This window comes from Tardiphaga sp. 841_E9_N1_2, from assembly GCF_051811065.1.
In the GTDB taxonomy this organism is placed as follows: Bacteria; Pseudomonadota; Alphaproteobacteria; order Rhizobiales; family Xanthobacteraceae; genus Tardiphaga; species Tardiphaga robiniae.
Genome location: NZ_JBPWQC010000001.1, coordinates 5376133 through 5401529, shown reverse-complemented (window position 1 = coordinate 5401529; position 25397 = coordinate 5376133). Strand labels below are relative to the sequence as shown.

Below are 25397 nucleotides of genomic sequence, written 5' to 3'. Positions count from 1 at the left end.
TCCGGCTCGCGACACCCAAGGTGTCATGGGCCGGTCAAGATGAACTATCTGTAATGCGCGCGGCGCAAGCAGCGCCCTGCCTATTCGGGCAGCCTGTCGCCCCGGGATTGGGCGACATCCATCAGGTCATCAGGCCAAGCGCATCTTCAAAAAAAGCCGGTCCACCGAAATTGCCGGACTTCAGCGCCAGCAGCATCTGGCGCTCCGCCGCACCGACCGCGCGCAATACCGGCACACCGGCGGCGATTTCGGTACCGACCAGAAAACCCGGAATGCCCAGCCGATCGACGACAGCACCGGATGTTTCGCCGCCAGCCACCACGAGCCGTTGTACGCCGGCGCGGACGAGACCTTCAGCGAGATCGGCCATCGCCTGCTCGATGGCATGCCCCGCGGCATCGCGGCCATGGCGCTTTTGCAGCGCCGTCACCTGATCCGGTGTCGAACTACTGGCAATCAGGACCGGTCCTTTGCCGAGCCGCTCCTTCGCCCAGCCGAGCGCGCGCTGGACTTCCGCGCCGCCGGCCATCACCTGTTCGGGATCGAGATGCAGCACCGGCATCACCTGTTCGGCGCGCGCGATCTGCTGCAGCGTCGCCTGCGAACAACTGCCGGCCAGACAGGCTGCAGCGCCACCCACGGGCGTATCCTTGATCGAGGTCGCCGCATTCGCCTTGACGCGGCCGGACGCGACCAGTGCGCGCGCCAGGCCAAGCCCCATACCGGATGCACCGACCGAGACGCGATGACCCAGGGCGACCGCACCGATGGTTTCCAGATCGCTGGCAAACACCGCGTCGATGATCGCCGCGCCAAAACCATTCTCCGACAGTCCATCGAGATGCGTCCGCACCACGTCGGCGCCGCAGGCGACAACTCCGAGATCGACCAACCCGATATTTGTCGCGCTCTGCCGCGCCAGCACACGGACGAGATTGGAGTCGTGCATCGGATTGAGCGGGTGATCCTTCAGCGGACTCTCGTTCAGCGGCACGGAGCCAACGAACAGATTGCCCTGATAGACCGTGCGGCCGGTCTCGGGGAATGCCGGCGTCACCAGCACGATATTGTCACCGGAATCGAGCCGCAACGCGTCCATCACCGGGCCGATATTGCCGGCGTCGGTGGAGTCGAATGTCGAACAGATCTTGAACAGCACATGATCCGCGCCGCGGCTGCGCATCCATTTTTCGGCGGCGCGCGATTTCTCGACCGCCTTGCTGGCCGCGATCGAGCGACTCTTCAGCGATACTACAACGGCATCGACGTCCGGCAGCTGCAGATCATCAGCAGGAATGCCGATGGTCTGCACCGTGCGCAGACCGCAGCGGGTCAGCGTGTTGGCCAGGTCGGACGCACCAGTGTAGTCGTCAGCGATGCAGCCCAGCGCCAGCGTCATGCTTTCACTCCGGCATAGGGCTTGAACCAGCCAAGTCCTGCGACCGTGTCGCCGGCCGGGCGATATTCGCAACCGACATAATTGTCGTAGCCGATCCGGTCGAGTTCATCGAACAGGAAAGGATAGTTCAGTTCCTCGCCGGACGGCTCGTTGCGCGACGGCACGCTGGCGATCTGGATATGCCCGATCCACGGCAGCATCTCGCGCAGCCGCATCGTGACGTCACCATGCATGATCTGGCAGTGATAGATATCGAACTGCAGCCCGAGATTCGGAATCTTCATGTCGGCGATGATGTCGCGCGCGAACATGAAGTCGTTGAGAAAATACCCGGGCACGTCGCGCGGGTTGATCGGCTCAATCACCACGTCGACGCCATGTTCGCCGAGAAAATTCGCGGCCCATTCAATGGATTTGCGGAAAGCCGCCACGGCCTTCGGATCGCGGCGATCGGCGAGACCCGCCATCATGTGCAGGCGGCGGACATTGGTGGCCAGGGCATAGGGCAGTGCCGTGTGAATGCTCTGCCTGAGCTCATCGAACTTGTCGGGACGTGCGGCAAAACCCTTTTCGCCGGCATTCCAGTCGCCCGGCGGCAGATTGAACAGCACCTGCTTCAAGCCATTTCGTTCCAGCCGTTCGGCGATCGCTTCCGGCGGATGCTCGTAGGGGAACAGGAACTCCACCGCAGTGAAACCGGCTTTCGCCGCGGCATCGAAGCGATCAAGGAACGCGTGTTCGTTGAACATCATGCTGAGATTGGCGGCGAAGCGGGGCATCGATCGTCCTCGTGTTCTTAATTCGGCTCGCCCGGCAGCTCGGTACCGGTGACCTTGGCATACATCCGCGCCACCGACGCGTCGTCATCGCGGCCCATGCCTGACGCCGAGGTCATCAGAAACATCTGCAGTGCCGCAGCGGAGACCGGCACGGGGAATTTCGCTGTACGCGCCATGTCCTGGATGATGCCAAGATCCTTGACGAAGATATCGACCGCGCTGCGCGGCGTGTAATCGCCATCGAGCACATGCGGCATGCGGTTCTCGAACATCCAGGAGTTGCCGGCGGAGGCGGTGATCACCTCGTAGACCTTGCGGATATCGAGACCCTGCTTGGCGGCAAACGCGATGGCTTCCGAGGCGGCGGCGATATGTACGCCTGCGAGGAGCTGGTTGATCATCTTGAAAGCGGCGCCCTGCCCGGCGGCATTGCCGAGTTCGTAGAGCTTGGCGGCCATCGCATCGAGCGCCGGCCGCGCCCTGGCAAAGGCAGCCTCGCTGCCGGATGCTAGAATGGTGAGTTCGCCCTGCGCCGCACGCTGTGCACCCCCGGAGATCGGGGCATCGAGGTAATGTCGACCGGTGGCTTCGAGATCCCCGGCGAGGCGGCGGGCGACATCGGGATCCATCGTCGCGGACGATACGAATACCGCACCTTTCGGCAGCGTTTCGGCAACGCCGTCCGTCCCGAACAGGATGGTCTCCGTCTGCGCGGCATTGACGACGACACTGATGACGATATCCGCGCCCTGCGCGGCACCGGCCGGGGTATCAGCGCCCTGCCCTCCGTCGGCCACGAAGCGCTTCACCGCATCCGCCGACACGTCGCAGCCAGTCACCGTGAAGCCGGCCTTCTTGAGCGACAGGGCCATGCCATAGCCCATCGACCCCAGACCAATAACGGCGACGCGTGGTTTCTCAGATGCAGGTGACATGCGGCAATTCCCTAGGGGTCCTCGATGGCCAGCTTGAGGCGGCCTTGCCTCTCGGTAACACGGCTTGGCCATCATGCCAAAGCGTGGGAAAAAGCATCACGAGGAAATGCCAAGAAAAGACCGAGGACATCCGGTGACTGACACAAAGCTCCGTGAAGAGATCTGCCGGCTCGGCCGCTCGCTGTTCGACCGTGGGCTGACGCCGGGCTCATCGGGCAATATCAGTGTGCGCTGCGATGATGGCGGCTGGCTCGTGAGCCCGACCAATGCGTCACTGGGCTCACTCGATCCGGCCCGGCTGTCGCGCCTCGACAGCAACGGCCGCCTCATATCTGGCGATGCGCCGACCAAAGAGGTTCCGCTGCATACGGCGCTGTATGAGACCCGCAGCGCCGCTCGCGCCGTGGTGCATCTGCATTCGACCCATTCGGTAGCGGTCTCGATGCTGCCGGAAATCGACCCACGCGCGGTGCTGCCGCCGATGACGCCCTATTACCTGATGAAATGCGGCGCGACGGCCCTGGTGCCGTATTATCGGCCGGGCGATCCGGCGGTCGCCGACGCCATCAAGGGCCTCGCCGGTAAATATTCATCGGTGCTGTTGGCCAATCACGGCCCGGTAGTGTCCGGCGACACGCTGGAAGCAGCGGTCTATGCCATCGAAGAACTCGAAGAAACCGCGAAACTCTATCTGCTGCTGCGCGGGCTCAACCCGCGGCACCTGACGCCGGCACAAGTGAAGGACCTGGTGGCGACGTTCGGGCTGGTTCTGCCCGATCATGACGCGCATGGGCACGATTGAGCCAGGCGGCTCATTTAAGGAGTTGATCGTAGTCGGCGTGCGATCCAATCCAGAATCATAGCAAACCATCATCAACCTCAACGGCCAAAGCCCGATAACGCAGACCAACGCGCGCCGAAACGTAGCGGCCGATCTTCTTCAAGTGCAGCGAAGGGTGACTGGGGTTACTTTTCAGCAGTGCAAAATTCTTGTCTGCCAATGAACGAACGTGAACGGGTAATCGCTGATATGCCGCCCAGAATTCCGGACTGGCGAGGTGTTTCACAGGTCGCGCGCGCGGCCTTGGCTGTAGCCGTTCAGAGCTTGCTCGGCCAAGCGGTCCAGCTTCCCTGACGATGCATCAGCAGCAATCTTTTGATCGAACACTTCGGCGTCAAAAGCCTCGAACCAGGCACGGAATTGCGCTAGCTCTGCCGGTGGCAGATTCTCGATCGCCTTCTCGATGTCTTCGACGTTGCTCATACAAGAACGATAACACGTTCGTCAGCGGCTTTAAACGGGACAATTCCGGGACTTACAGCCCCAGATACGCCTTGCGCACATCCGGATTGGTCGCAATCTCCGAGGCCTTGCCCTGCATCTGGACGCGGCCGGTCTGCAGGATGTAGGCGCGGTCGGCGATCTCCAGCACTTCGGCCATGCGCTGCTCGACGATCAGCACGGTCATACCCGCGTCCCGGATCTTGATGACCGCCTGAAAGATCTCGTCCACCAGCTTCGGCATGATGCCCTGCGACGGCTCGTCGAGCATCAACAGGCGCGGACGGGTCATCAGTGCGCGGCTGATGGCCAGCATCTGCTGCTCGCCGCCGGACAGGGTTTCGGCGCGCTGCTCGAGACGTTCGGAAAGACGCGGGAACAGGTCGAACACCAGCTTCAACGGCTCGTCGCGATCGGGCTTGCCGCGATACATGTAGCTGCCGAGGCGGAGGTTGTCTTCCACCGACAACCGCGGAAACAGCCGGCGGTTTTCCGGCACATAGGCGATGCCGCGCGCCGTGATGAGATGCTGCGGCACGCCGTTGATCTGCTCGCCATCGAAGGTGACGGTGCCCGAACGCGGGCGCTCGGCGCCGGCGATGGTCTTGATCAGCGTCGACTTGCCGGCGCCGTTGGAGCCGCAGACGGCGACGATCTCGCCCTTGGCGACGTCGATGGTGACGTCCGAAATGGCGACCAGCCCCTGATAGGCGGTGGTGGCCTCACGCACCGACAGCATGGCGATCCCCGAGATATGCACTGATGACTTCAGGATGCCGCACGACATCCGCGGGTTTGCCCTCGACCAGCTTCTTGCCGAGATTGAGCACGATGGCGCGGTCGACCAGCGGCATGACGATTTCCATGACGTGTTCGACCATCAGCACGGTGACGCCGGTCTCGCGGACCTTGCGGACCAGGGCCACGCCCGACTGCGCCTCAAGCGGCGTGAGGCCGGTAAGACACTCGTCGAGCATCAGGAGTTTGGGCTCGGTGGCCAGCGCACGCGCCACTTCGAGGCGGCGCTTCTCCGACGGAATGAGATCCCTAGCAAGCTTGTCGGCGCGCGGGGCAAGACCGCAGAACTCAAGCACCTCATGTGCCTTGCGCCGCGCATCGCGCATCTTTTCGTTGCGGATCAGCGCGCCGACGATGACGTTGTCGATCACGGTCATGGTCTCGAAGCTCTTCACCACCTGGAAGGTGCGCGCGATACCGCGCTGGCAGCGTTCCGCCGCCGGCATCTGCGTGACGTTCTCGCCGTTGAACCAGATCGTGCCCTGCGTCGGCGGCAGCACGCCGGCGATCAGGTTGAACAGCGTCGACTTGCCGGCACCGTTCGGCCCGATCAGGCCGACGATTTCGCCAGCGCCGACGGAGATCGAGACGTCACTATTGGCGATCAGGCCGCCGAAGCGCTGCCAGACGCCACGGGTTTCGAGAAGAGGTGTCGTCATTGCGGCACTCCTTTCGAAGCCGGACGTCGCGAGAACAGGCCGATCAAACCATCGGGCCGCGCCAGCGAGATCACGACGATCACTGCGCCATAGAGGATGAGATCGACGCCGCGGCCGGAGCCGCCGATGAAGGAGCGCGTCAGTTCGGTCATCGGGATCAGGATGACCGCGCCGAGCACCGGGCCCCACAGCGTGCCGATACCACCCAGCACCGCAGGCAGTGCCATCAGCAGCGAGAACTGGAAGGTCATGACACTTTCAGGATCGATATAGGAGACGAACTGCGCATAGAAAGCGCCGCCGATCGCGGTGAGGAAAGCGGAGACCGCCGCCGCGCCCATCTTGGAATTGAACACCACGACGCCGAGGCTTTCGGCTGCATCGGGATTATCCTTCACCGCGCGCCACCAGAAGCCCCATTTGGAGTCTTCCAGCCACCAGGTGATGAACCAGGCGACGCAGCAGAACACGAGGGCGAAGTAATAGAACGGCAGCTTGCTGCGCGTGAACTGGAACTTGGCCCAGCTATCGCCACGCACCGGGATGTCGATGCCGAGCGCCGCACCGGCATAGTCCCAATTGTGGAACAGCAGGAAGCCAATTTCGGCGATGACGATGGTGGCGATGACGAAATAATGGCCGCGCAGGCGGAAGGTCGGATAGCCCAAGGCGAGCGCGATCAGCGCGGAGATGATGCCACCGCCGAGCATGCCGAACCACGGCAGCACGCCGAATTTGGTGAACAGCAGCGCCGTCGTATAGGCGCCGAGGCCAAAATAGAGCGCGTGGCCGAGCGAGATCTGGCCGCAATAACCGCCAAGGATGTTCCAGGCCTGCGACAGCGCCGCATACATCAGGGTCAGCACCATGATGTTCTGGACATAGACGTCCTTGACGAAGAACGGCACGCAGGCGGCGATGGCCGCAAGCGCGGCGGCGAGAATGAGGTCGCGGTGGCGACGCTGTGTGAAGCTGTCCATCAGATCGATCCGAACAGGCCGCGCGGCCGGACAAAGACAACGAGGAGATAGACGGCATAGATGCCGACCGATTTGAGCGACGGCGGCAGGATCATCGCGGTGGTCGCCTCGACCAGACCAACGATGATGCCGCCAGCAAAAGCGCCGAACACGCTACCGAAGCCGCCGAGCGCCACGGTGACATAAGCGATCAGCGCAAAGGACGCGCCCACATCAGGGTAGATATAGAAGAAGATCGCCATCACGCCGCCGGCGAGACCGATCAGCGCGGAACCGAGGCCCCAGCCGAGGGCGAACACCTTGTTCTTGTCGATGCCGACCAGCGCCACGGCACCAGCATCCTCACGGGTCGCTTCCAGCGCGCGACCGAAATCGGTCTTCTTCATGAAGAAGTAGAGTGCGCCGAAGGCAGCAATGGAAATCAGCGCGCCGACCAGCTGCGGCACCGGCAGAAATACGCCGAAGATCGAGATCGTCTTGCCGCCGAGCATCGAGGCCGGGATGCTGCGATAATCCGGGGTGAAGAAGAACTGCGCGAGGCCGCGCATCAGGATGGCGAGGCCGAAGGTCGCGAAGATCTGCACCATGCCGATATTGGCCTTGGCCCGCATGGCGAAGCGTATGATCACGAGATAGATCACCGCGCCGAACACGAACATGCCGGCGGCCACCAGCGGGATCGACAGCAGTGGGTCGACCGCCCAGAACATGAACAGGAAGAAGGTGAGATACATCGCCAACATCAGGAATTCGCCATGGGCGAAGTTGGTGACGTCCATCAACCCGAAGATCAGCGCAAGGCCGACCGCGAGCAGGCCGTAGAGCAGCCCCATCAGCAATCCGCTGGCAAGGCTCTGGATGATGGTCGCGGCGGTCACGAAGTAATCCTCTCTGTCTGTCGTCCCCGCGAAAGCGGGGACCCATAACCACCGACATCACAACTGGGCGATGCCGGTCAGACCAGGTGCAAACCAATCCTTCGGAGGATATGGATCCCCGCCCCCCGCACGCCTTCGGCGTGCTAGGCGGGGATGACACCGGAGTATGTGATGGCATCGTCGAGTCCGACGACGCCATCACATGCGTTTAGAGAACGCGCCTTACGGCATCGGCCAGATCGCATCCGCCACGGCGGCCTGCGGCGGGAAGATGGTGACGAACTTGCCACCATTATACTGCAGCAGTACCGGATCGGCGTTGTTGTTCTGGCCCAACTCGTCGAACTTGACCTTGGCCCACGGCATGATCGTGCTTTCGCCCGGCATGTCGGTGGCGACCAACGCTTCGCGGATTTTCTCACCATCGGTGGACTTGGCACGATTGATGGCATCGGCCATCACGATCAGGCCCATGAACTGGCGCGAGGAGTAGTCGTTGAAGTCCTTACCGGACTTCTCCTTGAACATGTCGTTGATCTTGCCGACCATCGGACGCTTGGCGGCGAGATCGAGTGAGAACGAACCGCGCGAGATGACGCCCGGAATCTTGTCACCGACCGCATCATACAGCGCCTTCTCGGAGAAGCCGGCGTCCTGTGCGACGATGTTCTTGGCCTTGTAGCCAAGTTCGCCCATGGTCTTGATGAGCAGGATGCCATCGGTGGTGTAGCTCGACGGCATCAGTACGTCGGCATTGGCAGCCTTGAGCTGCTGCACTTCGGCAGTGAGTGACGGCGAATTGGCGCGATACTTGATGTCGGCGACGATCTTGTAACCGCGATCGGCAGCGAGCTTGAGCTGCGCATTCGCCGAGTCCGTGCCGAAGATGGTGTCTTCATGGAACAGCGCCAGCGTCTCGATCTTCTGGCCTTTTTTCTTCAGCGCATCGAAGAAATCGAACATCGCCGTCGAGAACATTTCGTCATGCGGGGCGGCGCGGAAGTAATATTTCAAACCACGGCGATGCAGGCTTGGCGACGAGTTGTCGGCCGACAGGAACGGGATCTGGTAGCGCTCGCAAATCTGGCTGACGGTGACGGCGACGGCGCTCTGATAGGTGCCGACAATGGCCGAGACCTTCTCCTGGGTGATGAGGCGTTCGGCTTCAGCGCGGCCCTTCTGCGGATCGGCCTGATGGTCGGCGAAAACGAGACGCACCTTGGCGCCACCGAGACCGGTGAAGCCTTCGCCCTTCGCCATCGGCAATGCGAAATCGTAATCCTTGTTGATGATATCGGCAGCAGTCTCGAAAGCTTTCTGCGCGTCGACGCCGATCTGCGCGCTGGCGCCGGACAGCGGATAAATCACGCCGATCACGACTTCCTTGACCTGCGCGCGCGCAGGCTTGGCCAGAGGCAGCAGCGCGGCGGAAGCGGCGCCTCCAAGCAATACGTTTCGGCGAGAAATCGTCATGTCTTTGTCCTTTGTGACCGGCGGCTATCGATGAAACTAATCAAGGTTACGGTAAAGCCCGAAAGATCGGCAAGCTGCTTCTTATAAAACAGCCAAATGCTTATTCTTCAGGTCCGTGACGAGCATGACACCCGGCGCATGCGTAATCGCGAACGGCACGCGCGCTGCAGCAATGACCGCTTGCGGCGTGACGCCACAGGCCCAGAACACCGGGATTTCATCGTCGTTGATGTGCACCGCATCGCCGTAATCAGGCTTGTTGATATCCTTGATGCCGATCGACTGCGGCAGACCCAGATGTACCGGCGCACCATGCACTGCGGGAAAACGCGAGGTGATCTGGACGGCGCGGATCGCATCAGCCGGCTTCAGCGGTCGCATCGACACCACCATCGGCCCGGCGAACGGGCCTGCGGATTTACAGGCGATGTTGGTGCGATACATCGGCACCAGCACATCCTGCTCGATATGACGGATCGGCAGATCGTCGGCCATCATGGCTTCCTCGAACGAATACGAACATCCGATGACGAAAGACACGAGATCGTCGCGCCAGTACTTCGTCACCTCGTAAGGGCGATCAATCGCCTCGCCATCCTTCCAGACGACATATTGCGGAATGTCAGTCCGGATATCGAGATCAAGACCGAGCGCGGGAATGCTTGGATTGCCGACATCCGACATGCCGATGATCGGGCACGGCTTCGGATTGAGCTGGCAGAAGCGATGAAAGGCTGCGGCCTGGGCTTCCGGCAAAATCACGAGATTGCCCTGGACATAACCCGGGGCTACTCCGGCGGTGCTGCCATATTTGCCCGCGCGATATTCGCGGCGAGCAACCGCGCTGGGCAAATCCGAGGATCGATCGTCGCTTTGCTGCGCTGCCGAAGAAATAGCCATCTTAGTGTCCTGCCTAATTCTGCCTCGACACGCACTGAAACTCAGGGCTAGTATAATGTCTAATCGTTGTTTTTAATCGACATCCATAAATCCTACTTATCGATAGCCGGATCGCATCCATGGCGGACTTCAAGGCGCTGGAGACTTTTCTCTGGGTGGTCAATCTCGGCAGCTTCCGCGGCGCGGCCCAGAAGCTCAACACGACCCAGCCGGCAATTTCCCAGCGTATCGCGCAACTGGAACACGAGATGGGCGTGCGGCTTCTGCAGCGGGACCGCCGTATGGCCTCGCCGACGACGGCCGGACGGCAGATGCTGGTCTACGCCGAAAAGCTGATCGGCCTGCGCTCAGAGATGATGGCGGCGGTTGGCGATCGCTCGGCAATGCGCGGCGTGCTGCGGCTCGGCGTCGCCGAGACCATCGTCCACACTTTGCTGACGCGGCTGATCAAGCACGTCAATATCTCGTATCCGAACCTGTCGCTCGAAATCGAGGTTGATATCACGCCGAACCTGAACGCGCGGTTGCAGGCACAGGAGATCGATCTCGCTTTCGTGCTCGGGCCGCTTTCGACATCCAACATTCGCAACCGTGTGCTGTGCGACTACCCTGTCGGCTTTCTCGCCAGCCCCTCACTCGGCCTCGGCAATGATCTGCTCTCGATCCATGACCTCGCGAAATTTCCCATCATCACCTTCTCGCGCAAGACCCGGCCCTACGAGATCGCGCGCTCGCTGTTCAACCGGCCCGACCTGCCACCGATCCGGCTGCACGCCAGCGCGTCGCTGTCTACCGTGATGCACATGGCGATTGAGGGCTTAGGCATCGCACTGATCCCGACAGCCATCATCGAGAACGAACTCGCGGACGGACGCCTGCAATTGCTCAATACCAACCTGCAGCTCCAGCCGCTGACATTTTCGGCAAGCTGGCTCGCGTCACCCGACACGGCTGCGATCGAACTCGTCGCAGGCATTGCCGCGCAACTGGCGCAGAACAGCCCATTGGTTGACGAGCCGGCATCGCCGGGTCATTGAAAAGCAGGCCTCTTCAACACAAACTTCTCGGGACAGACCGCATGACCAAGCTTGGCGACAACCTCAAAATCGATTCCGCGCGGCTCTGGGACACCATCAACGAGACCGCAAAATTCGGCGGCACGCCAAAAGGCGGCGTGCGACGCCTGACGCTCGGGCCTGAAGACAAACTGGTGCGCAACTGGTTTCGCAAGGCCTGCGAAGACGCTGGCCTAGAGGTGCATGTCGATGCCCTGGGCTCGATGTTCGCGCTGCGCAAGGGCCGCGACATGTCGAAGGCCCCGATCGGCGTCGGCTCGCATCTCGACACCCAGCCGACTGGAGGCAAGTTCGACGGCATTCTCGGCGTACTCGGCGCGCTCGAAGTCGTCCGCACGCTGAACGATGCCGGCATCGAAACCGAGATGCCGATCTGCATCGCCAACTGGACCAATGAAGAAGGCTCACGCTTTGCGCCGGCGATGATGGCCTCCGCCGCCTATGTCGGCGACTTCACCACCGACGACATTCTGTCGCGCAAGGACATTGCAGGTGTCACCGTCGGCGAAGCGCTCGACGAGATTGGCTATCGCGGCGACGTTGCGGTCGGCACGCAGAAATTCTCGGGCTTCGTCGAACTGCATATCGAGCAAGGCCCGATCCTGGAGGCCGAAAGCAAGACCATCGGCGTAGTCGATTCCGGCCAGGGCGTGCTGTGGTTCGACGGCAAGATCACCGGCTTCGAGAGCCATGCCGGCTCGACCCCGATGCCGCTGCGCAAGGATGCGCTGGCGACACTGTCCGAGATCGTGCTGGCCACCGAGCGTGTCGTCAGCAATATCGGCGCGCTCGGCACCATCGGCGAAGCCGTGATCGCAAATCCGTCGCGCAACGTGATCCCCGGCGAGATCGCCTTCACCATGGATCTGCGCAGCGCCGACGCCGGCAAGCTGGACGCCATCGAGAAAGGCGTGCGCGATGCCATCAAGGAGATCGCCGCGCATCGCAAGGTTGACGTCGCCTTCGACAAAGTCTGGCACAAGCCGCCGACGCACTTCAACAAGGACTTCGTCAATGCGGTCGAGACCGCCGCGACGTCGCTCGGTTACTCGCATCGCCGTATCACCTCAGGCGCCGGCCACGACGCCTGCAACCTCAACAACATCATGCCGACTGCGATGGTGTTCATTCCGAGCAAGGATGGCATCAGCCACAACGAGCTCGAAAGCTCGACGCAGGAAGATTGCGCCGCCGGCGCCAATGTATTGATGCATACGGTGCTGGCGCTTGCCGGCGTCGCATCGAAGTAACGAGAGATAGGGGGCAATAATGCGCGGCGTATTCGTCGATGCCAGCGAAGAGCTGGCGAAGATTCTGGAACGGCTGACGCAGCCGGGCGACATCGCAATCAAGATCAATCGCGATGAGGACATCAAGTCGGCCGATTTACCTGAGGTGCTGGACGGCGCCGAGATCGCGATCGTCGATCACACTTATCTTCCAACCGATGTGGCCAAGCAGTGCGCCGGCCTGAAGCATGTGGTGTTTCTCGGCACCGGCGCGCGCAGCTACATGAATATCGAGGAGCTTGCCGGGCTGGGGATCGAAGTCCACCTGATCCGCGGCTACGGCGACACCGCCGTCGCCGAATGCGCCATTGCACATATGTGGGCTGCCGCGCGCGGCCTTGCCCAGCAAGACCGTGAAATGCGGGCCGGCAACTGGCTGCGCGATGAAAGCATGGAACTGACGGGCAAGACCATCGGCCTAATCGGTTTCGGCGGCATCGCCGCGGAAGTCGCACGCATCACGCTCGGCTCGGGCATGAAGGTGCTGGCTTGGAATCGCTCGCCGAAGTCCCATCCCGGTGTGGAATTCACCGACATGGAGACAGTGCTGGCCAAGAGCGACGTCGTCTCGATCCATCTGCTGCTGAACGACGAGACCCGCGGCATGATCACCCGCGAGCGCATCGGCCAGATGAAGAAGGGTGCGATCCTCGTCAACACCGCGCGCGGCGCGGTGGTCGATGAAGCGGCGATGATCGATGCACTGCGCTCCGGCCATCTGCGCCATGCTGGTCTCGACGTTTTCGACATCGAGCCACTGCCGGCCGGCCATGTACTGACAACGATCCCGAACGTGACGCTATCGGCGCATTCTGCCTTCCGGACGCCGGAGGCGAGCGTGAACCTGATCGCCGCGGCCTGGAAGCATTGCCGGCGGATTGCAGCTTAAGCGCTGCAAACTCCCAAAATGAAAATGCCCGGCTCAAGCCGGGCATTTTTGTAGATGCGCAAGAAGCAGAATTACTCCACCATCTCCGCCACGGCCTTGCCGCAAGCGCCTGTATCAGCCTGACCGCCGAGATCGCGCGTACGCAGCGTGCGCTCACCGAGGGTGCGCTCGATCGCCTTGACGATCGAATCCGCTGCAGCCTTCTCGCCGAGATGTTCCAGCATCATCGCGCCGGACCAAATCATGCCGATCGGATTCGCAATGCCCTGCCCGGCAATATCCGGCGCCGAGCCATGCACCGGCTCGAACACTGACGGGAAATCGCCAGTCGGGTTGATGTTGCCGGATGGCGCGATGCCAATGGTGCCGGTGCAGGCCGGGCCCAAATCGGACAGGATGTCGCCAAACAAGTTGGAGGCGACGACGACGTCGAACCAGTCAGGATGCATCACGAAATTCGCGGTGAGAATGTCGATGTGATACTGGTCCCACTTCACATCGGGATAGTTGACGCCCATCGCCTTCACGCGTTCGTCCCAATAGGGCATCGTGATCGCGATGCCGTTGGACTTGGTCGCCGAGGTCAGGTGCTTCTTCGGCCGCGACTGCGCGAGGTCGAACGCAAATTTCAGGATGCGGTCGACACCGGTGCGGGTCATCACCGTCTGCTGGGTAACGAATTCACGATCGGTGTCCGGGAACATGCGACCGCCGACGGAGGAGTATTCACCCTCGGTATTCTCGCGCACCACCCAGAAGTCGATGTCACCGGGCTTGCGGCCGACCAGCGGACAGGGCACGCCGGGCATCAGGCGCACCGGGCGCAGATTGACGTATTGGTCGAATTCGCGCCGGAACTTGATCAGCGAGCCCCACAACGAAATGTGATCCGGAATCTTTGCCGGCAGGCCGACGGCGCCGAAGTAGATCGCATCGTGCTTCCCGATCTGCGCTTTCCAGTCGTCCGGCATCATCTGGCCGTGCTTCTCGTAATAGTCATAGGACGAGAAGTCGTAATGATCGAAATGCACCTTCACGCGATGCTTTTTCGCTGCCGCTTCAAGGACACGCAGGCCTTCCGGCATGACTTCCTTGCCGATGCCGTCACCGGGGATGACCGCGATCCGATATTCTTTTTGTGCGCTCACGTGGGGTTTCCTTCGCCAGTAATTCTGCCTGCAGATGTGGACCAAAGCCGGCCTGCGATCAACGCTGCACTGCAATGTTGACCGGTTTTGCCGCAGGGGCCTAACTCTGTCGCAGACACTCCCTTCTGCAATCCAGAGGCATTCCATGGATCTTCATTTGCGCGGCAAGCGCGTCCTGATCACGGGCGCATCCAAGGGCATCGGCGCAGCCGCCGCTGAAGCCTTCGCTGAAGAAGGCTGCGATCTCCGCCTCGCGGCCCGCAATGTGGAGCAGATGCAAGCCTTGGCGGACCGGCTGCGATCCAGCCACCAGATCGATGTCGCCGTGCATGGCGTCGACCTGCGTAAGCCGGATGACCTCGCCGCGCTGGCGGCTGCCGCTGGCGATATCGACATCCTCGTCAACAATGCCGGCGATATTCCCGGCGGATCGCTCGACAGGATCGACGAGCCTACCTGGCGCCATGCCTGGGATCTCAAAGTGTTCGGCTTCATCAATCTGACGCGCCTCGTCTATGCGCAGATGAAAGCACGCGGCCATGGCGTGATCGTCAACGACATCGGCGCTGCCGGCGAGAAGTTCGACGCCAATTACATCTGTGGCAGCGCCGGCAATGCCGCGCTGATGGCGTTTACGCGGGCGCTGGGCGGCAAGAGCCTGAAGGACAATATCCGCGTCGTCGGCATCAACCCGGGCCCGGTGGAGACCGAGCGCCACATCACGCTGATGAAGACCCGCGCCAAGGCGCAATTCGGGGACGAGAACCGCTTCCGGGAATTGCAGCAGGGCTTGCCACTCGGCCGCGCTGCGAAACCGCGCGAGATCGCCGACATGATGACGTTTCTGGCGTCCGATCGCGCGGGCTATACGACCGGCGTGATCTACACGGTGGATGGCGGATATAGCGCTGGATGGGGCAGTTAGTCGCTTTTCTTAACCTCGCCCCGCTTGCGGGGAGAGGTCGGAGCACGAGCGGCAGCGAGTGATCCGGGTGAGGGGGAGCCAGTGTTTCACTCGCTGGCTCCCCCTCACCCGTCGCGGACTTCGTCCGCGCCACCCTCTCCCCGCAGGCGGGGCGAGGGAAAAAGCGCGCTAGCTCAGCGCGCCGGCATGCACCCACCACAGCGGGTGGGCGAGTTGAATGGCACCGGCCGCGCGTTGCGCGTCGGTGTCGTTGCCGAACAGCGCAAAACAGGTCGCGCCCGAACCCGACATGCGAGCCAAGCGAACGCCTTCGGCACCGCGCAAGGCCGACAGCACGGTGTCAATCACGGGCTCGACCTTCAATGCGGGCGCTTCGAGATCATTGGTTCCGGCATTGAGCGCGTCGATCCAGGCATCGAGTGAGCCGCCTTCATTCGGCCAGGTAGCCCGTTTCAGGACGTCTTTGACGCCGACACGCAGCTCGCCATTCTTCAGGCCGAGCTCCTTGAACACATCCTTGGTCGCTACCGGCACGCGCGGATTGACCATCACGCAGGGTAAACGCGGAATGCTGAGCGGCAGCAGGTTTTCGCCCACACCCGTCATCACGCAGGCGTGCGACGGCACGCAAACCGGCACATCGGCGCCGGTCAGGCGCGCCACTTCGAGCACGCGGGGATCGTCCATTTCGAGATTGTTGGCGCGCACCAGGAGGCGGAGTGCTGCGGCAGCATCCGCCGACCCGCCGCCAATGCCGGCGGCAACCGGCAAGTGCTTGTCGAGTGCAAAGCGCCCGAATGTAAGACCCTCGACGCGCTCGCCGAGCAGCCGGGCGGCCTTGATCACGAGATTATCGGCGGTGTCGCCGCATTCCTGCGCGCGCGGGCCGGTCGCGGTCAGCGACAGATCGCCGCCCGCATCCAGCGTCAATCTGTCGGCGCAATCTGCAAAGGCCACGACGCTTTCGAGATCATGATAGCCGTCAACTCGACGACCGATGACGCGCAGGGTCAGATTGACCTTGGCGCGCGCATCTTCTTCGAGAACCGGGCTCGTTGAACCGGTCGTGCCCCCAACCATGGAATTAGCCGCCTTTGCCGTCTTCTTTTTTCTTGTCGTTGGATGCGGCCGAAGACGAAGGTTCGTCCGACAGACCGTTTTCCATCTTGGCTTCGATCTTCGGAATCTCTTCGGCTTCCGGCTTCAGATCCTTGGCATGCTGCCACTGGAACTTGGCTTCCAGCTTGCGACCGACGCGCCAATAGGCATCGCCGAGATGGTCGTTGATGGTCGGATCTTCCGGCTTCAGGTCGATGGCGCGCTCGAGCTGCTTCACGGCATCGTCGAAATTGCCGATGCGGTAATAGGCCCAGCCAAGGGAGTCGACGATGTAGCCATCGTCCGGACGCTGATCGACGGCACGCTTGATCATCTTCATGGCGTCGTCGAGGTTGATGCCCTGATCGATCCAGGAATAGCCGAGATAGTTCAGCACATGCGGCTGCTCGGGCTGCAATTCGAGCGCCTTGCGCATGTCGACTTCAGCCTTGGCCCACTGCTTCGAACGCTCCAGGCAGATGCCGCGGAAGTAGAAATACACCCAGTTCGGCTTGTCCTGGTTGGCGGCGATGACGTCGATGCCCTTGGTGTAGGTCTCGGAGCAATCGGCGAATTTCTTGCGACCACGCTCGATATTGCCGAGCGCCATGATGGCTTCGAGATCCTTCGGATCGTCGGCGACAACGCCCTTGAGAATCTTGATGCCTTCATCGCTGCGATCGGCCGCATCGAGATCGGTGGCCTGCTGGATCTGCGCGTTGCGCTTCAGCGCCGAATTGGCGGGCACGCGCTCATAGACCTTGATGGCCATCTGCGGCTTCTTCACCGACTCATAAAGATCGGCGAGCGACAGCAGCGCCAGCGAGTGGTCCGGCTTGAGATAGAGCGAGAGCTGCAGATAGACCAGCGCGAGGTCTTCGCCGCCGCGGCGGGTCAGCGACGCGCCAATGCCATAAAGTGCTTCAGCAGCGCCAGCCTGCGGGCTGTCGACCAGCGGTGCCAGCTTCTTGCCGGCCTTGGTCTCGCGGATACCTTCCAGCACCAGCGGGTGACGGGCGAGCTTCTTGTTGAAGGTCTCGTAGATGCCGAGCGCTGCGGCGTCGTCCTTGTTGCGCGAGGTCCAGCGGCCATAGGCGTCGACCACGCGCAGCGCGGAATCGTCGAGCTTGTAGGCGCGCTCGAAACGGGCGCCCGCATCCTTCTGCTTGTTGGCAAGATCGAGGATCAGGCCAGCATGCAGATCCTTGAAGATCGGATACCATTCCGGACCGGCCAGCTTGTCGATATTGGCAATCGCCGTCTTGCTCTCACCGGCGCCGTAGCCGGCCCAGGCCGACAGCAGCGTCGCAACGAGGTCGGTGATCGGGCCGCGCACCGACTGGTTGATATTGGTCTGCGCGGCAGCGTATTTCTTCAGCTTGAGATCGCGCACACCCACAACGAGACGGGCGACGCGGTTCGACTTGTCGATGGTGAGGATGCGATCGGCGAGCTTCACGGCCTCTTCGATATCGCCGTCAGCGAGCGAGGAGATGAAGGCGCGATCGAGCAGTTCATTGTTCTTCGGATCGGTACGCAGCGCGGAGCGGTAAAACGCCGCAGCCGAGGTCGCATCGCGCTCGACGCTGGCGTGGCGGGCGGCCAGATAGCTGCCGGCGGTGGTGAGCGACTTCAGGTCACGGGAGGTGGGAAACTGGGCAGCCGAGCTATCGCCGGTATGATCCGGGGTTTGCGCCAGCAGCTGACCGGGCATCGCGAGAACGGCGACCGTGGCGGCAGCGAGCGTCAAACGATTGAAACGGATGGACAACATAGGGTTCGCCTAGCTCCAGGATTTACGGGCAGGATATCGAGCAAAATGCGAGCAAAACTGCAAGACAGGCTCGGATGCGCAGCCGACCCGGCAATAGTGCGCATGCCAACAATGCCGCGTTTGGCGGTCAATCGCAAGGATCGGAGGCGCGATCGCACCAGTGGCACCTTGAAGCCTGTCAGCAATTGGGCCGCCGGATTGCGCCACTGCCCCTGAGAACGCTCGCACTGTGGCGTTATCGTGACATCCGGCCGGTGTAGCGGCCTGCCTACGGGCGCCGCCGCTCACACAATCGTAATCAGCGAACCGGTTACATCGCCTCGTAGTTCGGGCCGCCGCCACCTTCCGGCGGAACCCAGGTGATGTTGCCGTTCGGATCCTTGATGTCGCAGGTTTTACAGTGGACGCAATTCTGCGCATTGATCTGGAAACGCGGGCCGGTCGATTCCTCGACCCATTCATAGACGCCTGCCGGGCAATAGCGATTTGACGGGCCGGCAAAGACGTCATGCTCGGACTTCTTCTGCAGCTCTATATCCGCAACCTTGAGGTGGATCGGCTGGTCTTCCTCGTGATTGGTGTTCGACATGAACACCGAGGACAGGCGATCGAAGGTCAGCTTACCGTCCGGCTTCGGATAAGGGATCGGCTTGTATTCGTTCGCCGGCTTCAGCGTCTTGCGATCCGGCTTGGCGTGACTGAGCGTACCGAACAGCGAGAAGCCCAGCGTATTGCACCACATATCGAAACCCGCCAGCAGCATACCGATCCGGTTGCCAAATTTGGAAAGCAACGGCTTGACGTTGCGGACCTTGTGCAGGTCCTGACCAATCGCCGAACCGCGCCAACCAGTCTCGTATTCCGTTAGCTCGTCATTGGCGCGACCGGCGGCCAACGCGGCTGACACCTGCTCCGCGGCCTGCATGCCGCTGGCCATCGCATTGTGCACGCCCTTGATGCGCGGCACGTTGACGAAGCCTGCGGCGCAGCCGATCAGCGCGCCGCCCGGGAAGACCAGCTTCGGCACCGACTGATAGCCGCCCTCCGTGATCGCGCGCGAGCCATAGGCCAGGCGCTTGGCGCCGGCGAAGGTGTCGCGGATCATCGGATGGGTCTTCATCCGCTGGAACTCCTCGAACGGATACAGATACGGATTGTCGTAGTTCAGATGCACTACAAAGCCGACTGCAACGAGGTTGTCGTCGTAGTGGTACAGGAAAGAACCGCCGCCGGTGTTGTCGTCTAGCGGCCAGCCCAGCGTATGCTGAACCAAGCCCTTCTTGTGCTTGGCGGGATCGATCTGCCAGATTTCCTTGAGGCCGATGCCGAACTTGCCGGGCTCGCAATCCTTGTCGAGCGCAAACTTGGCGATCACCTGCTTGGTCAGCGAGCCACGCGCGCCTTCGGCGAACAGCGTGTACTTGCCCAGCAGTTCCATGCCCCGGGTGAAGGAATCCTTCGGCTTGCCGTCACGGCCGATTCCCATGTCGCCAGTGGCGATACCGCGTACCGCGCCGTTCTCGTCATACAGCGTCTCGGCCGCCGCAAAGCCCGGATAGATTTCGACGCCGAGCGCTTCAGCCTTGGCGCCGAGCCAGCGGCACATCATGCCGAGCGACGTGATGTAGCAGTGATGATTGTTCATCAGTGGCGGGTTGATGAAGTTCGGCAAGCGGATGCCGCCGGTCTCGCTGGTCAGGATGAACTGGTCGTCCTTGACCTGGGTCTTGAGCGGGCAGTCGGCGTCCTCGCGCCAGTCGGGAATCAGCTTGTCCAGGGAGACCGGATCGATCACCGCGCCGGACAGGATGTGCGCACCGACTTCGGAACCCTTTTCCACGACAACGATGGACAGGTCCGCATTGAGCTGTTTCAGCCGGATCGCGGCCGACAGACCCGAGGGCCCGGCACCGACGATAACGACGTCGAATTCCATGGACTCGCGCGGCGGAAGTTCTTCAGTGCTCATAATCTCGTCTCAGACCCGTTTCCAACCCGTTCAGAACGCTTCTAAGGGCTGTTGTTTCCGATTTTTCACGGAAGAACAACCACCTAAATGCACAGGGGGCGTTTCGCTGGGCGGCGATCCGGCCTAGATTGCTGGCATGCCTGTGACCCCCCTCTCATGACGCCTGAACCCCACCCCAGCGTTGCGCAACTGCTCGCCTTTTATCTGGAGGCTGGGGTCGATTGCGCATTGATGGATGAGCCGGTGAACCGGCTGTCGGACGACCTCCCGCCGCCTGCCCGGGAGCTGTCCGACAGCGCGCCGAAGCGACCGCCGCTGAATGGCATGCCGCCGCCCCCAGCACGCCCACCCGCACGCGTCGAGGTCGCCCCGGACGTGGCGATTGCCGCCGCCCGGGACGCCGCGCGCACCGCGCCCTCGCTCGAGGTGCTGCGTGGCATGCTGGATACATTCGACGGCTGCGCCCTGAAATCGACCGCGACCCAACTGGTGTTTGCAGACGGCAATCCACAGGCGCGGATCATGTTTGTCGGCGAGGCACCCGGCCGCGACGAGGACATCGAGGGCCTGCCCTTCGTCGGCCGCTCCGGCAAATTGCTCGACCTGATGATGGGCGCGATCGGCCTGAAGCGCACCGACGTCTATATCGCCAATGTGATTCCATGGCGCCCGCCGGGCAACCGCACGCCGACGCCGCAGGAGACACAGATCTGCCTGCCGTTCATCCAGCGCCAGATCGAACTGGTGAATCCGGACATTCTCGTCACGCTGGGCAATCCGTCGACACAGACGCTGCTGCAGACCCGCGACGGCATCATGAAGTCCAGGGGACGCTGGGTCGATTACGACACCGGCACCCGCAAGATCAAAGCGCTGGCGACGTTTCACCCGGCCTATCTGCTGCGCTCGCCGTCCTACAAGCGGATGACCTGGATGGATCTGCGCGCGATCGCGAAGGCGCTGGAAGCGCCGTCGGGCAGGACCAGCTAGCAAAGGCGTTCGTCTAGGGCGCCTTCGGCCGCACGATCGCCCAGCCAATTCGCAGCAAGGGCTGCCGGCCATTCACCAGACGTTCGAAGGCGCGCGGCACTTCCGGCACGAGGTTGGGAAAGCGCTGCGCGATCTCCGCCGGCGGCGTGCCGATCGTATCTGCCGCGCGCCACACCACGACGCCGCCGGTCTCGGCGAACTTCGCTGGCGTTATCCACGGCGTACGGGAAGGCACTGCATCGTTCAGCAGATGCGGCCGTGACGCGCTCATCCCGATCAATGCTGCGAGTTGCGCATCGCCCGCGACGGCCGACAGTGGACGATTGGTGCGACGTTCGAAACTCTCACCGAAGAAGCGCCCGATCTCGCGTGCGGGAAGCGCTGTGACATCCTCGGGGCCGTCGACCCAAGGCAGAATCACAAGACTGGCGAAGGCTGCGAGGGCCGGCGCGATGATGGCGAAGGCCCAGACCTTACGCAGCACGCGCTGGCGCCGCAGCGCGATCAGGTCGCCCGACGCCACGACGACGGCGAGACCCGACATCACCAGCGCGATACCGGCACCGCCGACCACGCGATCGAGGCCGTAGAGGGCAGCGAACAGGCTGCCGAGCAGCCCCGGCACCAGCGCGAAGAAAAATACATAGTCACGTGCCAGCGGATCGACCGGCGGGCGGAAGATGATCGGAGCTTCCTCGGTCTTAGGAACGATGCGGCCCCAATTCATCACCGTGAGCACGATCACGCCGGTAATTGACGCAAGCAGCCAGGCCATCATCACGCCCCACTGCCGCGCCTGGCCGGCGATATCGGTCAGTTGCGGCGGTACCGGCACAATCGACGCACCGGCCCGGATCACCCACATGGCCCATGGCAATGTCAGCACCGCGATGACCAGCAAGGCATAAAGCGGGTCGAACGACGTCAGGTTACTGCGGCCACGCGAGGTCGCGAGACCGAAGACGAGCGGCAGCGGCAACAACCACATGGCCTGAGGCGTGGTCAGCAGCAGCAGTCCGGCCTCGATCGACAGTGCGAACCAGGCATTGCGACGCCCCTGCCCGATCGCCAGCCAGGCATGCAGCAGGAACATCGCCCAGAGCGGACGCGCCAGGATCAGCGGGCCGAATTCGATGCCGGGCGTGCTAAAGGCCGTAACCGTCATGGTGAGCAGCACGGCGATGACAGCCTGCGGGCCGCCGACGATGGCACTGCCCAGCTGATAGACCGCGCGGAAGGTGAGGACGGCGCAGATCTGCGCCAGCAGATAGACACCGAAAACATGATTGCCGGCGGCCCGGAAGGCGACGTCCGCCAGCCAGAACGCCAGCGGCGGTCCCATATGGGTACCGACTTGATATTCCCGACCATAGGCCAACACGGTGGCGAGATCGCCCGGCGGCCCACGATACAGCAGCAGGGGGACGACGAGCCAGATCGCGGCCTGACACAGCACGACGATCCAGAACACCAGCCGTGGCCGGGCGCGGATCAGTTCGACGATCAGGGAGGTGAAACGCATTGAACGTCTGAACCGGCCAGCAGGGAATGAAGCGTGCTCAGGTGATACGGCGCACAGCCGGGAGAGGCAACCGCCTGAGCGCTCAGGCGGATATCTCGATATCGATGGTGGTGTGGACTTCGATCAGACCCGCCGCACGGACGCCAGTCTGATGACGCGCACGCGCCGCAGCAACCGGCGCGAACAGGCTGCGATGATGAATGCTGGGCCCTAATTCATTCAGCGCGGCCATATGCTGCGGCACGCCATAGCCCTTATGGACCTCGAAACCGTAGCCCGGGCAATCCTCGGCCAGCCGGCACATCAGCCGGTCGCGCGACACCTTGGCGATGATCGAGGCTGCTGCGATGGACAACACCAACGCGTCGCCGCCAATGACGGCTTCGCAATCGGCCGTCGTATCGATCTTGTCGCGGCCGTCGACAAACACATGTTTCGGCGCGTCCGGGAGCGACGCGACCGCACGCGCCAGCGCCCAGAGCGACGCCCGCAGGATGTTGTCGCGGTCGATCCGGGCGGGTGATGCGTAGGCGACGGCAAATGACGACGTCGCGCAGATTTCCTCAAACAGCGCCTCGCGCTTGCTCTCTGTCAGCTTCTTGGAATCGTCGAGACCTTTTGGAATGTTGTTCGGGTCCAACACAACCGCGGCGGCAACCACCGGTCCTGCGAGCGGACCACGCCCGGCCTCGTCGCAACCAGCCACCGGCCAGATACCTTTCTTGAGCAGTGTGCGCTCGCGCGTGAAGCTCGGCGCGACCACGATCTTGCGCGGCTTGGCCGGCGCTTTCTTCTTCGCATCTCGAATCATCGGGGGATCCTGCTGAAGCAGCTCCCGGGGTGCAACCGGGAACTCAGGATCATGCCCGCTATTCAGGTCGGGTCTTTAATCGTCCAGACGCACCCGCCGGTCATCACCGACCTCGATCTCCGGTGCCGTCACCACGTCCCATGCATGCCCGTCCGGGTCCGCAAAGTAGCCGGAATAGCCACCGTAATCGGTCTTTCGCGCTGGCTTCAAAAGCGATCCACCACAATCGACAGCGAAAGCGAGGACCGCATCGACCTCGCCTTCGGAGCGGCAATTCCACGCCAGCGTGCTGCCGCGAAACGCCTGTGGCCTTGGATGGTCAGGCAATGTCGCGTCCTGCGCCAGTTGATCCCATGGAAACAGCGCGAGGACGCTGGCGCCGGTGTCAAAAAAGGCGATGGCCTCGCCAGAGGCACGGGCCTTTCGCGTAAAGCCCAGCGCTTCGTAGAACGCAATGCTCCTGCGCATATCCGCCACGCCCAGCGTGATTACCGTCATGCGCGCGATCGGCGCCGGTGGTTTCGTCATCGTCATGCGTGTCACTCCTGTACTCACTCTATAGATCGAAAAGAGGGACGTTGGCAGGCTCTGGTTTCCTGCCAACGTCCCCTCTCCACCACTCCGTACGCTGCGAGACCTGCGGAGTTAGAACAGATTCAATTGCTGACCGGCACCCGCCGGCTTCTCGAAATGATCGAGGGTGAGCTTCGAACGACGTTTGTTGAGACCGAGCTTCGTGCAGGCGATCTCGAAGCGGCGACCGATCATCCAGGCCATCGGCCCGGTGCCCTTCATGCGGGTACCCCATTGCGAGTCGTAATCGCGGCCGCCGCGCATTTCGCGGATCAGCGTGAAGACGTGGCGATAGCGGTCCGGATAATTCGCGATCAGCCACTCGCGAAACAGATCGCGTACTTCCATCGGCAGCCGCAACAAAACGTAGCTGGCCTCCTTGACGCCGGCATGCGCGGCGGCATCGAGAATCCGTTCGATCTCGCTGTCATTCAGCGCAGGGATCACGGGCGCCACCATCACCGTGGTCGGAATGCCAGCCTCGGATAGCTGCCGCAAAGCTTCCAGCCGCTTCGACGGCGTCGACGCGCGCGGCTCCATGGTGCGCGCGAGCTTCGGATCGAGCGACGTCACCGACAACGCCACTTTGACCAGATTGCGCTTCGCCATCCTCGCCATGATATCGATATCGCGCGTCACCAAAGCCGACTTGGTGACGATGCCGACGGGATGACCGGTCTTCTCCAGCACTTCGAGAATGCCGCGCATCACCTGACGCTCGCGCTCGATCGGCTGATACGGATCGGTATTGGTACCGATCGCGATCATCTTCGGCTCGTACTCGGCGGCGGCCAGCTCCTTCTCAAGCAGCGCCGGCGCATCGGGCTTCACGAACAGTTTGGATTCGAAATCGAGCCCGGGCGAGAGACCGAGATAGGCGTGGGTCGGCCGCGCGAAACAATAGACGCAGCCATGCTCGCAGCCGCGATAGGGATTGATCGAACGGTCGAAGCCGATATCCGGCGATTCATTGCGCGTGATGACCTTGCGCGCGGTGTCCGTCGCAACAGTCGTCTTGAACGGCGGCAATTCATCGAGGCTCTGCCAGCCGTCATCAAAGGCGACCCGGGCCTCGGCCTCGTAGCGCCCGCTGTCGTTGGACTGGGCACCGCGGCCGCGTCGCCGCTGCTGGTCGATCGCCACCGCGATCTCGGGAAAAGGGGAAAGCGCACCCGCCGGCTTATCGGAGGGCGCCGGGACCGGCGGGTGCTTGAGGGCAGCGATCTGGCGACTCATGAAGCCACGATAGC

Annotated in this window: 24 protein-coding genes; 6 read left to right on the top strand and 18 right to left on the bottom strand. The window is 62.3% G+C overall.

All coding sequences use genetic code 11. The annotated features are described in order from the left end of the window. Window positions 1-121: 121 nt before the first annotated feature. The 3 genes from otnK to ltnD are packed head-to-tail and all read right to left on the bottom strand — an operon-like array spanning window position 122 to window position 3113. On the bottom strand, window positions 122-1399 hold the full coding sequence (otnK, locus tag AB8A50_RS25875) for a 3-oxo-tetronate kinase (RefSeq protein WP_439079393.1): 1278 nt from the start codon (window positions 1397-1399) through the stop codon (window positions 122-124). Further along, complete coding sequence (gene otnI / locus AB8A50_RS25870) at window positions 1396-2178, bottom strand: 2-oxo-tetronate isomerase (RefSeq protein ID WP_439079392.1); 783 nt, start codon at window positions 2176-2178, stop codon at window positions 1396-1398. The genes otnK and otnI overlap by 4 nt, the downstream gene beginning before the upstream one ends. Window positions 2179-2195: 17 nt before the next feature. Next, window positions 2196-3113: an L-threonate dehydrogenase gene (gene ltnD / locus AB8A50_RS25865; protein WP_439079391.1), complete on the bottom strand. Its 918-nt coding sequence runs from the start codon at window positions 3111-3113 to the stop codon at window positions 2196-2198. A gap of 133 nt (window positions 3114-3246) precedes the next feature. On the opposite strand from ltnD, the gene otnC reads away from it, so the two are divergent. Further along, entirely contained in the window at window positions 3247-3915 is a 669-nt protein-coding gene (gene otnC, locus AB8A50_RS25860; RefSeq protein WP_439079390.1) for a 3-oxo-tetronate 4-phosphate decarboxylase, read from the top strand. 261 nt (window positions 3916-4176) lie between these two features. Here otnC and AB8A50_RS25855 read toward each other — a convergent pair whose 3' ends face one another. The 7 genes from AB8A50_RS25855 to AB8A50_RS25825 form a co-directional block, all read right to left on the bottom strand. After that, window positions 4177-4377 carry a hypothetical protein gene (locus tag AB8A50_RS25855; RefSeq protein ID WP_175368761.1) on the bottom strand — a complete coding sequence of 67 codons (201 nt, stop codon included), beginning with the start codon at window positions 4375-4377 and terminating at the stop codon, window positions 4177-4179. 52 nt (window positions 4378-4429) lie between these two features. Continuing rightward, entirely contained in the window at window positions 4430-5134 is a 705-nt protein-coding gene (locus tag AB8A50_RS25850) for an ABC transporter ATP-binding protein (protein WP_068733264.1), read from the bottom strand. Beyond that, the gene (locus AB8A50_RS25845; RefSeq protein WP_068733262.1) at window positions 5118-5852 is read right to left on the bottom strand and encodes an ABC transporter ATP-binding protein; all 735 of its coding nucleotides are present in this window, start codon (window positions 5850-5852) and stop codon (window positions 5118-5120) included. The genes AB8A50_RS25850 and AB8A50_RS25845 overlap by 17 nt, the downstream gene beginning before the upstream one ends. After that, window positions 5849-6832 carry a branched-chain amino acid ABC transporter permease gene (locus AB8A50_RS25840; RefSeq protein ID WP_439079389.1) on the bottom strand — a complete coding sequence of 328 codons (984 nt, stop codon included), beginning with the start codon at window positions 6830-6832 and terminating at the stop codon, window positions 5849-5851. The genes AB8A50_RS25845 and AB8A50_RS25840 overlap by 4 nt, the downstream gene beginning before the upstream one ends. Continuing rightward, window positions 6832-7665, bottom strand: coding sequence for a branched-chain amino acid ABC transporter permease (locus AB8A50_RS25835; RefSeq protein ID WP_210269314.1), 834 nt, complete (start codon window positions 7663-7665; stop codon window positions 6832-6834). The genes AB8A50_RS25840 and AB8A50_RS25835 overlap by 1 nt, the downstream gene beginning before the upstream one ends. Before the next feature lie 267 nt (window positions 7666-7932). Next, a complete protein-coding gene (locus AB8A50_RS25830) occupies window positions 7933-9183 on the bottom strand; it encodes an ABC transporter substrate-binding protein (protein WP_068733256.1) in 1251 nt (416 codons plus the stop codon). 81 nt (window positions 9184-9264) lie between these two features. Continuing rightward, window positions 9265-10083, bottom strand: coding sequence for a putative hydro-lyase (locus AB8A50_RS25825; RefSeq protein ID WP_175368759.1), 819 nt, complete (start codon window positions 10081-10083; stop codon window positions 9265-9267). Between the two features lie 119 nt (window positions 10084-10202). On the opposite strand from AB8A50_RS25825, the gene AB8A50_RS25820 reads away from it, so the two are divergent. From AB8A50_RS25820 to AB8A50_RS25810, 3 genes are read left to right on the top strand one after another with little or no spacing between them, the layout of a single operon-like run. After that, window positions 10203-11120 carry a LysR family transcriptional regulator gene (locus AB8A50_RS25820; protein ID WP_439062175.1) on the top strand — a complete coding sequence of 306 codons (918 nt, stop codon included), beginning with the start codon at window positions 10203-10205 and terminating at the stop codon, window positions 11118-11120. 41 nt (window positions 11121-11161) lie between these two features. Next, window positions 11162-12409, top strand: coding sequence for a Zn-dependent hydrolase (locus AB8A50_RS25815; protein WP_231078085.1), 1248 nt, complete (start codon window positions 11162-11164; stop codon window positions 12407-12409). Between the two features lie 19 nt (window positions 12410-12428). After that, entirely contained in the window at window positions 12429-13337 is a 909-nt protein-coding gene (locus AB8A50_RS25810; RefSeq protein ID WP_439079388.1) for an NAD(P)-dependent oxidoreductase, read from the top strand. A 71-nt stretch (window positions 13338-13408) separates the two neighbouring features. On the opposite strand, the gene AB8A50_RS25805 is transcribed toward AB8A50_RS25810, so the two are convergent. Further along, window positions 13409-14485 carry a tartrate dehydrogenase gene (locus AB8A50_RS25805; RefSeq protein ID WP_439079387.1) on the bottom strand — a complete coding sequence of 359 codons (1077 nt, stop codon included), beginning with the start codon at window positions 14483-14485 and terminating at the stop codon, window positions 13409-13411. Window positions 14486-14630: 145 nt separating this feature from the next. On the opposite strand from AB8A50_RS25805, the gene AB8A50_RS25800 reads away from it, so the two are divergent. Then, complete coding sequence (locus AB8A50_RS25800; protein ID WP_439079386.1) at window positions 14631-15410, top strand: SDR family oxidoreductase; 780 nt, start codon at window positions 14631-14633, stop codon at window positions 15408-15410. 168 nt (window positions 15411-15578) lie between these two features. Here AB8A50_RS25800 and AB8A50_RS25795 read toward each other — a convergent pair whose 3' ends face one another. The 3 genes from AB8A50_RS25795 to AB8A50_RS25785 all read right to left on the bottom strand — a co-directional run bounded on the left by AB8A50_RS25795 (window position 15579) and on the right by AB8A50_RS25785 (window position 20251). After that, window positions 15579-16490: a 4-(cytidine 5'-diphospho)-2-C-methyl-D-erythritol kinase gene (locus AB8A50_RS25795; RefSeq protein ID WP_093759544.1), complete on the bottom strand. Its 912-nt coding sequence runs from the start codon at window positions 16488-16490 to the stop codon at window positions 15579-15581. Window positions 16491-16494: 4 nt separating this feature from the next. Further along, a complete protein-coding gene (locus tag AB8A50_RS25790; protein ID WP_184513485.1) occupies window positions 16495-18282 on the bottom strand; it encodes a tetratricopeptide repeat protein in 1788 nt (595 codons plus the stop codon). A 310-nt stretch (window positions 18283-18592) separates the two neighbouring features. Then, window positions 18593-20251: an electron transfer flavoprotein-ubiquinone oxidoreductase gene (locus tag AB8A50_RS25785; protein WP_439079385.1), complete on the bottom strand. Its 1659-nt coding sequence runs from the start codon at window positions 20249-20251 to the stop codon at window positions 18593-18595. Window positions 20252-20407: 156 nt separating this feature from the next. Between AB8A50_RS25785 and AB8A50_RS25780 the strand changes: the two genes are divergently transcribed. Next, window positions 20408-21241, top strand: coding sequence for a uracil-DNA glycosylase (locus AB8A50_RS25780; RefSeq protein WP_439079384.1), 834 nt, complete (start codon window positions 20408-20410; stop codon window positions 21239-21241). Between the two features lie 13 nt (window positions 21242-21254). On the opposite strand, the gene AB8A50_RS25775 is transcribed toward AB8A50_RS25780, so the two are convergent. The 4 genes from AB8A50_RS25775 to AB8A50_RS25760 form a co-directional block, all read right to left on the bottom strand. Next, window positions 21255-22763 (bottom strand): glycosyltransferase family 39 protein, encoded by a 1509-nt coding sequence (locus tag AB8A50_RS25775; protein ID WP_439079383.1) that lies wholly within the window; start codon window positions 22761-22763, stop codon window positions 21255-21257. A gap of 82 nt (window positions 22764-22845) precedes the next feature. Then, the gene (locus AB8A50_RS25770) at window positions 22846-23574 is read right to left on the bottom strand and encodes a ribonuclease HII (protein WP_439079382.1); all 729 of its coding nucleotides are present in this window, start codon (window positions 23572-23574) and stop codon (window positions 22846-22848) included. Between the two features lie 75 nt (window positions 23575-23649). Further along, window positions 23650-24102, bottom strand: a complete 453-nt coding sequence (locus AB8A50_RS25765) for a VOC family protein (RefSeq protein WP_439080034.1) — start codon at window positions 24100-24102, stop codon at window positions 23650-23652. A gap of 117 nt (window positions 24103-24219) precedes the next feature. Then, window positions 24220-25383 carry a PA0069 family radical SAM protein gene (locus AB8A50_RS25760; RefSeq protein ID WP_439079380.1) on the bottom strand — a complete coding sequence of 388 codons (1164 nt, stop codon included), beginning with the start codon at window positions 25381-25383 and terminating at the stop codon, window positions 24220-24222. Between the last annotated feature and the right edge of the window lie 14 nt (window positions 25384-25397).

Excerpts from the sequence above, each read along its gene's own strand:
- otnK (WP_439079393.1), bottom strand. The coding sequence starts at position 1,399 with ATGACGCTGGCGCTGGGCTGCATCGCTGACGACTACACTGGTGCGTCC.
- otnI (WP_439079392.1), bottom strand. The coding sequence starts at position 2,178 with ATGCCCCGCTTCGCCGCCAATCTCAGCATGATGTTCAACGAACACGCG.
- ltnD (WP_439079391.1), bottom strand. The coding sequence starts at position 3,113 with ATGTCACCTGCATCTGAGAAACCACGCGTCGCCGTTATTGGTCTGGGG.
- AB8A50_RS25855 (WP_175368761.1), bottom strand. The coding sequence starts at position 4,377 with ATGAGCAACGTCGAAGACATCGAGAAGGCGATCGAGAATCTGCCACCG.
- AB8A50_RS25850 (WP_068733264.1), bottom strand. The coding sequence starts at position 5,134 with ATGCTGTCGGTGCGTGAGGCCACCACCGCCTATCAGGGGCTGGTCGCC.
- AB8A50_RS25845 (WP_068733262.1), bottom strand. The coding sequence starts at position 5,852 with ATGACGACACCTCTTCTCGAAACCCGTGGCGTCTGGCAGCGCTTCGGC.
- AB8A50_RS25840 (WP_439079389.1), bottom strand. The coding sequence starts at position 6,832 with ATGGACAGCTTCACACAGCGTCGCCACCGCGACCTCATTCTCGCCGCC.
- AB8A50_RS25835 (WP_210269314.1), bottom strand. The coding sequence starts at position 7,665 with ATGGGGCTGCTCTACGGCCTGCTCGCGGTCGGCCTTGCGCTGATCTTC.
- AB8A50_RS25830 (WP_068733256.1), bottom strand. The coding sequence starts at position 9,183 with ATGACGATTTCTCGCCGAAACGTATTGCTTGGAGGCGCCGCTTCCGCC.
- AB8A50_RS25825 (WP_175368759.1), bottom strand. The coding sequence starts at position 10,083 with ATGGCTATTTCTTCGGCAGCGCAGCAAAGCGACGATCGATCCTCGGAT.
- AB8A50_RS25820 (WP_439062175.1), top strand. The coding sequence starts at position 10,203 with ATGGCGGACTTCAAGGCGCTGGAGACTTTTCTCTGGGTGGTCAATCTC.
- AB8A50_RS25815 (WP_231078085.1), top strand. The coding sequence starts at position 11,162 with ATGACCAAGCTTGGCGACAACCTCAAAATCGATTCCGCGCGGCTCTGG.
- AB8A50_RS25810 (WP_439079388.1), top strand. The coding sequence starts at position 12,429 with ATGCGCGGCGTATTCGTCGATGCCAGCGAAGAGCTGGCGAAGATTCTG.
- AB8A50_RS25800 (WP_439079386.1), top strand. The coding sequence starts at position 14,631 with ATGGATCTTCATTTGCGCGGCAAGCGCGTCCTGATCACGGGCGCATCC.
- AB8A50_RS25795 (WP_093759544.1), bottom strand. The coding sequence starts at position 16,490 with ATGGTTGGGGGCACGACCGGTTCAACGAGCCCGGTTCTCGAAGAAGAT.
- AB8A50_RS25790 (WP_184513485.1), bottom strand. The coding sequence starts at position 18,282 with ATGTTGTCCATCCGTTTCAATCGTTTGACGCTCGCTGCCGCCACGGTC.
- AB8A50_RS25785 (WP_439079385.1), bottom strand. The coding sequence starts at position 20,251 with ATGAGCACTGAAGAACTTCCGCCGCGCGAGTCCATGGAATTCGACGTC.
- AB8A50_RS25780 (WP_439079384.1), top strand. The coding sequence starts at position 20,408 with ATGACGCCTGAACCCCACCCCAGCGTTGCGCAACTGCTCGCCTTTTAT.
- AB8A50_RS25775 (WP_439079383.1), bottom strand. The coding sequence starts at position 22,763 with ATGCGTTTCACCTCCCTGATCGTCGAACTGATCCGCGCCCGGCCACGG.
- AB8A50_RS25770 (WP_439079382.1), bottom strand. The coding sequence starts at position 23,574 with ATGATTCGAGATGCGAAGAAGAAAGCGCCGGCCAAGCCGCGCAAGATC.
- AB8A50_RS25765 (WP_439080034.1), bottom strand. The coding sequence starts at position 24,102 with ATGACGAAACCACCGGCGCCGATCGCGCGCATGACGGTAATCACGCTG.
- AB8A50_RS25760 (WP_439079380.1), bottom strand. The coding sequence starts at position 25,383 with ATGAGTCGCCAGATCGCTGCCCTCAAGCACCCGCCGGTCCCGGCGCCC.